The 10,916-nt window shown below is 60.8% G+C and carries 7 protein-coding genes; all 7 read left to right on the forward strand.

Annotation, left to right across the window (positions count from 1 at the left end; translation table 11 throughout):
• Positions 1-11: 11 nt before the first annotated feature.
• From QCE64_RS21795 to QCE64_RS21825, 7 genes are read left to right on the forward strand one after another with little or no spacing between them, the layout of a single operon-like run.
• On the forward strand, positions 12-2,861 hold the full coding sequence (locus QCE64_RS21795) for a hypothetical protein (RefSeq protein ID WP_310006185.1): 2,850 nt from the start codon (positions 12-14) through the stop codon (positions 2,859-2,861).
• Positions 2,845-5,118: a hypothetical protein gene (locus tag QCE64_RS21800; protein ID WP_310006187.1), complete on the forward strand. Its 2,274-nt coding sequence runs from the start codon at positions 2,845-2,847 to the stop codon at positions 5,116-5,118. The genes QCE64_RS21795 and QCE64_RS21800 overlap by 17 nt, the downstream gene beginning before the upstream one ends.
• 45 nt (positions 5,119-5,163) lie before the next feature.
• On the forward strand, positions 5,164-5,661 hold the full coding sequence (locus QCE64_RS21805) for a hypothetical protein (protein ID WP_310006189.1): 498 nt from the start codon (positions 5,164-5,166) through the stop codon (positions 5,659-5,661).
• 13 nt (positions 5,662-5,674) lie between these two features.
• On the forward strand, positions 5,675-6,655 hold the full coding sequence (locus QCE64_RS21810; RefSeq protein ID WP_309923462.1) for a tail fiber protein: 981 nt from the start codon (positions 5,675-5,677) through the stop codon (positions 6,653-6,655).
• Positions 6,656-6,692: 37 nt separating this feature from the next.
• Positions 6,693-8,177 (forward strand): contractile injection system tape measure protein, encoded by a 1,485-nt coding sequence (locus QCE64_RS21815; RefSeq protein WP_310006191.1) that lies wholly within the window; start codon positions 6,693-6,695, stop codon positions 8,175-8,177.
• Entirely contained in the window at positions 8,177-10,258 is a 2,082-nt protein-coding gene (locus QCE64_RS21820) for an ATP-binding protein (protein WP_310006193.1), read from the forward strand. Before QCE64_RS21815 ends, QCE64_RS21820 begins: the two co-directional genes overlap by 1 nt.
• Positions 10,259-10,269: 11 nt before the next feature.
• The gene (locus tag QCE64_RS21825) at positions 10,270-10,899 is read left to right on the forward strand and encodes a DUF4255 domain-containing protein (protein WP_309923469.1); all 630 of its coding nucleotides are present in this window, start codon (positions 10,270-10,272) and stop codon (positions 10,897-10,899) included.
• The last annotated feature ends 17 nt before the right edge of the window (positions 10,900-10,916 follow it).

The raw sequence follows: 10,916 nt of genomic DNA on the forward strand, positions 1-10,916 counted from the left end.
AAGGACAGGACATGTCGGACATTAGTCATCTGATGAACAAGCTTGTTCCATTTGGAGCGAGCGAACGCTTCCGTCTCGATGGACGAAGCGACGAGCGTGTGCTGCAGCAGTTGAAGGACTATGCGTCCCTGATTCCCTTCGATGCATCGCATAGCTGGGCGGATGTGCTGTTCACAGCAGGCGTGACGCCGGCATCGCTGGCTGAAATATTCAGCCAGCCGAAGAAAGCTGATGGCGAGTTGGGCCCGCAGCAGGCGTTTATCCTGGCGATCATGCAGATGCTCAAGACGCCGCGCGCGCTGCTCAATGCATTGCCTTATGCGCATCGCGAGATGTACTACCGGGACTTGCTGGGTCTGACGGAAGCGTCGGCACGCGCCGATAGCGTGGCGCTCGGTTTCGCGCTCGCCAAGTCGGCTCGCGAATGTTTTCTGTCGGCGGGCACGCTGTTCGACGCCGGGGAGATCGATGGCGTGAAGCTGAGCTATGCCCTCGATCGCTCCTTGCTGGTCAATCCAGGCGTCTGGACGGACCTGCGCTGGAAGATTCCCGGCGACGGCAGCGCGGCGTTGACGTGCATTGCCTTCGACCAGACGCAGGGCGAATGGAACGCTGATGGCGTGCGGCTGTTCGACCCGGAAGCCACCCGGACGCCGATGTTCGAGGGCCGCCTCGTGACGTCGGGCGCGCTGGCCGCGCCTGCGGGAAAGCGCACCTTCAAGGTTACGTTTGAGAAAGCCGTGGACGAGAAGGTTGTCGCGTCCGCCGAGGTCAGCGGCGAGGATGGATGGTTGCCCTTGAGCTTTTCCTCGCTCTCGTCCGACAAGCTGACAATGACATGGTGGCTGGGCGACGATCAACCGGCCATCGTCGCGCCGGAAGATCTCGATGGCCTGACCTTCGACACAGCGGTCCTCCGGCTCGGCAATGAGAGCGGCGCCCAGGTGCCGGCCGTGAAGAAGCTGAGTTTGGTCGTGGAAGGCGACAGCGCGCTGGCTTACGGCACCGACAACGGCGCCGCTCCGCTCGATGGCGCGAGCTATCCGTTCGGTACGCTGCCGGTCACGGGCGCGGGTTTCAATCTTATTGCGCCGGACTGGTGCGGGCAGGCCGCGGCCGCGACGCTCACCGTCACGCCTCGGTGGGTGGGTTTGCCGGCGGCGGGTTTTGCTACGTGGTACACGGGCTACGATTCCCCGCCTGCAAGCAATACCGACTTCAAAGTGCAGGCTCTTCTGATGTCAGGCGTGCAGCGTGTCTTGCTCTCATCGAGTCCGAGCGATGCGACCAAGACCGCGCCGCAGTCATTGTTCACCGGTGCGGGCAATGTATTGCCGGTTGCGGCCGCGCTGACGGTCGCGGTGCCGGCAGAGCTGGCCGCGCTGAGTGAGGCTACATCCAATCCCACCGACTGGCCGCGCTGGATCCGCTTCGAATTGACCGGGCGCGATTTCGGTCATCAGGTCTATCAGAAGCTCGCGGGCAGCAAGACGCTCAACCCGCCTTACACGCCGCAGATGAACGGCGTCGCAATCGAGTGGAAGATGGACGTCACGGACTTTGCGCAGTACGTGCTGACGCCCTTCGGCTATGACGGTTCGCCGGACGCGGGGTCCGGGGAAGCATCGCAGGCTTGCCTTTATCTCGGCTTCACGGATGGAACGCCCGGCGAGACGATCTCCCTGTATTGGGAGCTGGACAGTCCGCAGGCAGTCGAGCCGGAATGGCATTACCTGAATCAGCAGAACGACTGGGTGAGTCTGGCCGATACGCTCGTGGACGGCACGAACGGTCTGCGCGACAGCGGCATCATGAATGTGATCCTGCCGCACGATGCGTCGGATTCCGCCGCCCAGATGCCTCCGGGACGGTACTGGCTGCGTGCGCTGGTGGCTAAGCCGATGCTGGATATGAGCGGGGCGAAAGTCGAGGGGGATGCTGATCCCCTGACGGAGCCTGCTGTTCAAGCCTCAACGGACGCGGATACCGACTCAACTCCGAAGCACGAACCCGATTACGCCTACGTGTGGCTCAAAGGCATTCTGGCAAATGGCATGACCGCGTCGCTCCATTCGCCGGAGAGCGTATCCGCGAGCCACTTCCTTGCCCCGCTCGCGGCATCGACGATCACCCGGCCGGTGGAGCCTGTCGCTGAGCTGTCGCCGGTGGTGCAGCCTTGGCCTTCGAGCGGCGGCAAGGCAGCGGAGACGCCGGCGCAGTTCATGTCGCGCAGCGCGGAACGTCTCTTTCATCGCTCGCGCGCGCTGACGTGGCACGACATGGGCTCGCTCATCAAGGCCCGGTTCGACAACGTGCTCGAAGTCGCAATCCCGCCAGTGGACAACATCACCGACCTTCCCGCACCCGATCCCCTGAACCTGCTCATCGTGCCCAACACGGAGCGAAAGGATAACGACGATCCCTTGCGGCCGCGCCTGAGTCAGTCACACCTCAATGCAATTCAGGCCTATGTGCAAGGCATGGCTTCGACGTGGGCCAGGATCGCAGTCGTGAACCCGACTTACCGCGATGTGCTGATCACCTACGACCTCTCTTTCAACGTCAATCCGGACTACGGCTATTGCCAGATCCAGGAGCAGCTCGAACGCCGTTACATGCCGTGGATGCAGGGCGGTCAATCCGGCCTCACGCTTGGCACGACGCTGGACTTCTACGGCATGGTTGCCTTTATCGAGGCGCAGCCGTTCGTGACGGAAGTGGTGAACATGACGCTCGACGGCGGCTGGGCGTCAATTCATGCCGCGACCAACGAAGTGCTGATCCTGACCTGGAAGAGCGCAACGCAAACCATGCCGGCGGTGGCGAACCATGGCAGGAGGAATAATGCAGTCGAAGCCTGATGTGTTTGAACTGGTGCAGGACGACATTCATTTTGATGCGCTCTGGGAGCAGGCGCAGCAGACCGTCGAGCAGTTCGGTGGTCAGGTCTGGACCGATACGGGCGATCATGACCCTGGTGTGACCTTCCTGCAGGGTTATGCCTACGGCGCGTCCGACCTCGGTTACCGGCATACCTTGCCGCTGGTTGATCTGCTTACGCCGCCGCTGGCCGAGCAGACCGAGGGCGGGGGCGTATTTCCGCTGGAGTTTGGTCCTCACCAGGCGCTGACCTGCGGGCCGATCACGCCGGAAGACTACCGCCGCGCGCTGCTGGATCTGACGGACAGCACCGGAAGCTACTTTCTGTTTCGCAACGTGCAGTTGCTTCCGCTCGATTCGGATGGTACTGATGCCCGGCAGCAGGACTATCGCTATTACTATTCGCCGCAAACGCTCGAGTTCAGCTTCAAGCAGCCGCAAGACAAGGCAGCCGTCAGGTACTGGCTTCGCGGAAATTATTCCTTGCGTTTTGAGCGGACACGCGAAGGGCTGCGCAATCCGAGTGAACCGAATAACCAGTTGAACGCGTTTTTGACTGACAACCGGAACTTGTGCGAAGCGGTTACGCACACCGTTGATCAAACATGGCAGAAAATCAATCCGGTAGCCGAGATAGAGCTTCAGAAACATGTGCAGGACTACGCGGCTGTCTTCGCGGAACTCTACCGCACGGGTGAAGATTATATTTCGCCGTGCGTGTCACATGAAACCGCCGAGACGCTGGAAGGCCGGGGCGCTTCAGCGGCTGAAATCTACAACGGTCCCGCTCTGTCCCATGGCTGGCAGAGCCGGCTGCCTCCGGCAACGGATTACACCGTCCCGATTTCAGTGAACCTTAGCGGTCTCGCAGCGCGCTGGACCCAGGTCGCGGGGGTCAAGAGCGTTCTGTCGATAAGAGAGGGGGCACACAGTGATCCCGGCTGGGGGTGGACGTCTAATGCAGGATCCTATCCGCTGCTCTGGGGCGACGACCCGCTGAGCGAGATCACGAGTTCCATCAAGCTGATCACCGCCGACGGCAAATACGTGACGGCAACGAAAGCCGAGATCGAGGCGAAGCTGACACCGACGCCGGTGGAAGACAACCCGCCGAAGGTGCTGCCCTACGGAAAGCCGCGCGACGTCGCGCAGTATCACCCCGTCACCGACAAGATGCCTGCCTGCTACAACCTGCAATTGCCGCCTGGCCTGGGCGGCCCTCAGGCGCTGTACCAGTTTCTGCTGCCCTTCGAGCAAGCGATGTCGGACAGTTGCCGCCTATTGGCCATGCTGCCGAACTTGCTCTCGTTTGTCCGAGAAGGCGAAACGACGTGGGGTGCGCAATGGCCCTACGCCGAGGGCAGCGCGGCCGATGTGGCGCACGCGTCATACAAGGCCGGCTTGGTCGAGCACAGCGCATCCATGGCGGTGGACGGTGCCCAGGAGCGAAAGCTGACCGATCATCTGCTTGGCTACTTCGGCACTGAAGCGGCATCGCGGATGCTCGACACGACCGAGAGCGAGTCTCTGACGATTCAGCAGTCCGCGTTGAGTCAGATCACCACGCTGGCCTATCAACGGGCGAACATACGAGTCGATCAGGTGTCCGCGTTGCAGAAGCGAATCGCCGCGCGCATGGGATGGGGGCAGGCACTGTTCGACGATGATGTCGACATGGGCGAACTGCCGTTCTATCTGGTCGAGCATCGCGCGCTTATGCCGCAGCTTCCACGGCCCATCTACGACAGTCCCATGAAGCCGAAGAAGCTCACGCTCTCCGCAGACAACCGGAAGCTGACTGTCGATTGTGGCAACGCCAAGCCTATTGATCAAATGGTGGTCGGACAACTGGTCGATTTCGCCTACCCCGACGCGAGCGGTACACACACGGTGCAGGGTGTGATCGTGGATAGCTACGATTGGCACGCTTATACCTTCACAGTGGATCTTGTGGATAACCCGCATCTGCGGGTCGTGCTCGAGCCTGTCCTGGCGGCACAGGACAAGCAGCAACTAACGTGGAAAAACGCGGCGTCGTGGCTGAAGGAGATCGTCTATCCGCTGCAATACGAACCTGGGACACCAGAGACTCCGGGCCAGGAAGCCCAGTTGACGATCCCGCCGGACTTCCCGTTTCCTGCCTGCCTCCAAAAGGGCAGCGCGTTCTCGATCGATTCGATTACCCAGTTAGGTCTGGAACCGTGGTCGATGAAAGCCGAGGTCGTGAGTGTGGACTGAATTGCCCGAACGCTGTCGATCAAGCCCGCAGCAGGCGAGAAACAAGTGCTGCCGGCTGTATCGAAGCAACAGGGCTATGCCTGGCATGCGCTCGACATCGGCGACCGCTTCTCGATGATCGTGAGCCTGGTGCTCAACCGCAACATGCTGCCGGAGAACGGCGATGTCCAGGCGACCGAAGCGTGGATCAAGCGCTGCGTCCAGGCTGAATTGCAGGCGCATATCAGACTCATGATTCACTGGCTCGATTCGGACGAGAGCAACCCGCAATCGTTCGGCAGCTTCGCGTTGAGCTATGCCGCGTGGCAGAACGGGAAAACCGTGGCCAGTACGTCCACTTTTCAACTTCTCTGGAAACTGGGCTTGGGACGGCCGCCTGCCAGCCTGAGCACCGGCATCGGCGCTGTGCGCATTGCTACCCCCGAGCAGAGAACTGCTGTGCTGGGACCCGATGGGGATCAATGGAATCTGGACGTGCTCTTGAGGCAAGCGCTGTTTTTTGTTCCAGACGACGTCTACCGCAAACGCAGTCAACTCAATTGAGGCTTAACGCACCATGGAAAACGAAACGAATCAATTGCCAGGCGATTCAGTCTCCGACAGCAACGGGACGACCACTGCCGAGCTGAAGGCCCGGTTTTCAGCCGGATCGGTACCCCTGGACACGGATTTCGCTGCACTGATAGACATGGCCGAGTGCGGGCGCAGGGCTATCGGTAAAAGTGCTGATCAGACGAACAATACGATTGGAGCAGGCTTGCAGATCGCCGCGGATAGCGATGCAGCCAACAAAGGCAAGCTGTCCGTGAAGCTTGGCGGAGGCCTTCAGTTCGACGCCGGCAGCATCAGAGTAGGCGCTGGAAGTGCGCTTTACCTCGGAGGCAACGAAGTCAACGTCAAGGTGGGTGTGGGTGCCGAAATTGTCAACGACTCCGTGAGCGTGAAGGCCGACAAGTACATCAAGGTCAGTTCGTCCGGCGTGAGGGTCGATACCGACGCATTGCTTCCGCGCGGCATGATCATGATGTTCTGTGGAAGCACGGCGCCAGAAGGATGGCACTTCTGCGACGGCTCCAAGGTAACTGCCGCCGATGGCACCCAGGTTCAGTTGCCGGACCTGCGGAAGCGCTTCGTGCTGGGGTCCCAGACGCTCGGTGATTCCGCTGGTTCGCATAAGGGTGGTGCAAGCTGGTCGGATTCAGGCTTTCAGGCGACAACGACCACTGATGCCTGCAACGTGGGCGTGAAAGATCATTTGCTCACGCAACATGAAATGCCTGTCCATAAACATGAGTTTATTGATAGCAATAAAATGCTTATGAGCGTAGTCAGATCCAACTCGGCGTGGGGTGGAGACAAGGAAGCGACGAGTCACGATTATGTCTATGCCTCCTATGACACCAGTAAAGGCGATTTCACAATGTCGACCGCAGGATGGAGTGAACCCATCAAGTTCGATGTCACCGACCCCAAGCACGGCCACACCGTCACGGTCAATCCGCCGTACTACCAACTCGCCTACATCATGAAGGTGTAGCGAACGAGCCATCAGCGGCCGATTAAACGGGGACATCATGCGTACCATCATCCAGAGCGTCTCGCTGATCGTGGACACGCGCACTGATATCCACGCCACGGTGACGGACCATTGCGCGAAGCTGTTTCGCGGCTCGTTAAAAGAGGATATTTCCAACCTCGTGAATGAGTACTTTCATCGCGAGGCCGATATCCAGATCGCCGAGTTGCATCTGGATATCGGAACCATGCGGCGCGACGAGATTGACACGGTCATGCCGAAGCGGATTCTTGCGGAATTGCAGCGAGCGCTTGCGGAACATGTTATTGCGGAACAATCTCCTGCGGCCGAGTCCGTGGAATTTGACGAAATGACCATTGCCCCGGATGACGTCTTCGCTCGCGAAGGAGAGCAGCCTTCGCTAACCGAAGCCGAGCCAAGCGCGATCGATTCGCCACGGCCCGATGTCCTTGGGCAAAAACGCACGTTGCAATCCCACTCGGTCACTTTGGCTTTGCTCGAACAACACCTTGCGTCGTTGGGCCAGGACGAGCCGTCCGAGCGCATCCTCACCTGGCTGGCTCCAGCGTGCCTGCATCGCGAATCGCGGCAGTTCCTGCTGGAACGCGCCAGGACGATGCCTGAAGCGGCTCATGCATTGGAAGTGCTGCGGGGCGAAACGGAGGCGACAGAGCTAGCTATCTTCCTCAAGGCTCTGATCTGGCTTGGAAACAATCCGTCCTTCGCTCATTCAAGCCAGATTCCCGAGTTACCGGACATTCATGAACTGAAGGGCGCGCGCTTAAGCGAAACACTCGCATTCATGGAAAAGTCCTCACACGCGGAAATACGCAGCTGGCAGGCCAAGCTATGGCGCCATGAAACCGTCCGCGCCAGCCTGCGAAAAAGTCTCACGCAAGCGGAAACGCGACGGCTGGAGCGCCTGGCGCGCGCCTATCCCGAACGCCGCATCGCACAGCGACCCGAAAACGAAAGCGCGACAACAAAAGTGCAGTCCGTAGCCGGCGCAGGCCTGATCGTCCTGTGGCCTTTGCTGCCCGATCTTCTTCGCAGTCTGCACCTCTGGGACGGCGAACGATTCGCAAGCACTGAAGCGCAGGAGCAGGCAGCCGCATGGCTCGACTGGCTCATCTGGCAAGACGCCGGACTCGCGCTGCGCACGCATGGCTTTGCTCGCCGTCTGTGCGGCCTGGCAAGTCTCACCGATGAAGAAGACAACGACCCACCCGAGCCCCCGGAAGAACAGACCAGGACACTGCTCGAAAACTGGCTGTCCCAGCTGCCGATGAAACTGCCCAATTGGAAATCCCTTCAGCCGGAAGACATTCGCGCGCTGTTCCTGCAGCGTCCAGGTCAACTGTCCACGCAAGGCCCCGTGCCCGTGCTGACGATAGAACCGCAACCCTTCGACATCCTGTTGCGGGATCTGCCGTGGCCCTTGTCCACCGTCGTCCTGCCGTGGCTCCTGAAGCCGATTGAAGTGAACTGGCCGATACCGAACCTCGATACGAGGATGTTCTGATGACTTCACCGCTCATAGTCGACCCTGTGGAACGGCAGCGTTCCGCCGATGCCTGGAATAGCCTGATGCACGAAGTCGAGCGCATCGACTTGTTGTTGCAGCGTGAATATCACGTGCGCATGGAGCGGATGTGGTCGGGCGACGTGTGTCTTTCGCGTCAGGATATCGAGGCGCGACTCGACGCCCCGCGCGGCATTCCGTGCTGGATGGAAGCGGAAGATCTGGCAAGCGAACGCTCCTCCGGCGCGAGCGTGCCGTCCGAAGCTGACGCGCCGCTCGACCAGCTGGTGGCGCGCTTCGGTCTCGACCGGTTCGAACGCGAGATCATCCTGCTCGGCGTGCTGCCGCATCTGGACACGCGTTATCAGACCATGCTGGCGCTGCTGCAGGGAAAGGGGCGTCACTATCCCACCGTCGAACTCGCGCTGAACCTGTTCTGTTCATCGTGGGCCGAACGCCATGCCGCGCACCAGAGCTTTCTGCCGCAAGCGCCGCTGCATGAACATCAACTCCTGGTACCCGTTCATCCCGGCGATGCCGCGCGCGATGGCTGGGGCCGCACGCCGCTCTGCACGTCGCTGGAGGTGTTTCACTTCCTGCAAGGCAATCGTTTGCAACCGACGGACCTGCAATTGTTCTGTCGATGGGAACAAGCGCTCTCCGCGCAAGCCGGCGATGCACGCATCACCGCGCTGATCGACGTCCTGCGCAACGCGATCTTCGACAGTTCGTCGCCGGCCGTGGTGACGCTGCGCGATGCCGCCGAGAGCGAGGTAGTCAGTGCACTCGCTGCATACCGGTGCGGCGCGCTCATCATCGATGTGCAGCGCCTGCCGACGGAAGAGGAGCCCGCGTCTTTCCGCTTCGCTCAGGCCCTGCGCAACGCGCGCCTGCATGATCGTGCAGCGGTCATTTGCGGTCTTGAAGGCGCGGCGGCAGCGGTGCGCGACACGCTGCTGGCGCAGCTCGCGGCCTGCGCGCGCGGCGCGGTGGTGCCGATTCTATGTCTGGAGGACCGTCGCGCAAGCGTGCTGCGTCTGGCGGGCGTTCCACACGTCACCTTCGACATGCCGCCGCGCACGGCACAGGAACGGGCCGCGGCGTTCGTCGTGCAAGTGGGCGACGCAGCGATCGACGCACTGGCTCTCAGCCGCCGCTTTGCCTTCCAGCCGGACGAACTCGCGCAGATCGGCTGGGAAGCATCGTTCTATCGAAGCCGGCGCGCGCCGGATGCAGAAACCAGCCAGGGCGACTGGACCGAAGCACTCCGCCATCGCGCGCGGCAGAACTTCGGCAACCTGGCGACGCGCGTCGAGCCCCAGCGTACTCCCGCTGATCTCGTCGTCACAGCCGACATGCGTCTTCAGCTTGGCCAGATCGTCGCGGCGGTACGGCATCGTGAAGCCTTGCTCGAGCGAGGCTTCCTCGAAAAGATTCACTACGGCACCGGCATCAGCGCGCTGTTCCATGGTCCCTCCGGAACCGGCAAGACGATGGCCGCGGAAATCCTCGCCGGACAGCTTTGCACGGATCTCATCAAGGTGGATCTGTCGAGCGTGGTGAACAAGTACATCGGCGAAACGGAAAAGAATCTCTCGCGCATCTTCGATATGGCCGAGGCCGACGCAGGCGTGCTGTTCTTCGACGAAGCCGATGCACTGTTCGGCAAGCGCAGTCAGGTCAAGGACGCACACGACCGCCACGCCAACATCGAGGTGTCGTATCTGCTGCAACGCCTCGAAGCCTTCCCCGGTCTCGTGATTCTCGCGACCAACAATCGCGGCCATCTGGATGAAGCCTTTATCCGGCGCTTCACCTTTGTGACACGTTTCGTCTATCCGGACCCGGCGCTGCGCGAAGTGATGTGGCGCGCCATCTGGCCGGCGCAGATGAAAGTGGATGAGAGCATCGATTTCGCGGATCTGGCCAGACGCATCGACGTCACCGGCGCAAGCATCCGCAACATTGCCCTGCTGGCGGGATGGCTCTCGATGTCCGAGGACTCGCCGGTAGTCAGGAAACATCACATCGAGCAGGCCAGCCTGCGTGAACTCGCCAAATCAGGGCGCTTGAAGATATAAGGAGCATGCACATGGCAGACATCATCGCGTCCGATACAACCATCCTCAACCTCAATCAGGCTATCTATGATGCGCTGGTCGAGTATGTGCCCATCGACCTGGATTCAGGCGTGTCGATCATCTTCGATCTTCCGAATGCCGACAATCCGCCGTCGGAGCCCACGCTGAGCGTATTCCTCTATCAGATCTCCGAAGACCTTCAGATGCGCACGTCTCCAGGACGCATGACTTCCTACAATGCGGAGACGAAGCAGTCCACCGTCGCGCCGGGATGGGTCAATGTGTGCTGCAACTACATCATCACGTACTGGGATATCGGTCAGACCGAGAAGATCAGCCCCGGCAGTCCCGGCAGCGCGCCCGACAACCCGTCACTCAAGGTCATGAATCAGGTCGTCAACGCGCTCATCAACAATCAGGAGATCGGCGGCATGCCCGGCGCCTATGCGCGCATGATTCCGCCCAAAGCCGAGTTGAACAGTCTCGGCAACTTCTGGCAGTCGCTCGGCAACAAGCCGCGCCTTTCGCTGAATCTCTCGGTGACGGTGCCCGTCGTTCTGACTGACAAGCAGAAGACGGTCGCAAGCGTGCAAGAGACGGAAGTCAAATCGCAGCAGCCGCCGTTCGACGAGGCGGTCTGACGGCAGAAGGACGTTCG

Source organism: Caballeronia sp. LZ043 (assembly GCF_031451075.1).
In the GTDB taxonomy this organism is placed as follows: Bacteria; Pseudomonadota; Gammaproteobacteria; order Burkholderiales; family Burkholderiaceae; genus Caballeronia.